The 290-nt window shown below is 63.1% G+C and carries 1 protein-coding gene; it reads right to left on the reverse strand.

Annotation, left to right across the window (positions count from 1 at the left end):
- Positions 1-13 precede the first annotated feature (13 nt).
- The gene (locus E4K09_RS00040) at positions 14-277 is read right to left on the reverse strand and encodes a hypothetical protein (RefSeq protein ID WP_134494036.1); all 264 of its coding nucleotides are present in this window, start codon (positions 275-277) and stop codon (positions 14-16) included.
- Positions 278-290: the final 13 nt, after the last annotated feature.

Consider the following 290-nt stretch of genomic DNA (forward strand, 5'->3'; position numbering starts at 1 on the left):
CGATGAGGTCTCGCTACTTGCGGGCCGCCATCAGGTCATGCGTCAGCACCGTGAGCTTGCCGATCAGGGATGCCATGTCGCTGGGATCGCACGACCACTGGGTCCCAATGGCGGATCCATCGGCAGACACGGACACCACAGCAAGTGAGCGCAGCTTGCCTTCACGAGCCAGCCGCAGATGCTCCTGCAACAGGTCGATCATCGATGCCGTGCTCTCGTCAACGGGCGGTGCCGGGACCGCCTGGAGACTGGTCACACGGCTCCGCTGATTAGCCATTGTCTCGCTCACG

This window comes from Microvirga pakistanensis (genome assembly GCF_004458765.1).
Lineage (GTDB): Bacteria > Pseudomonadota > Alphaproteobacteria > Rhizobiales > Beijerinckiaceae > Microvirga > Microvirga pakistanensis.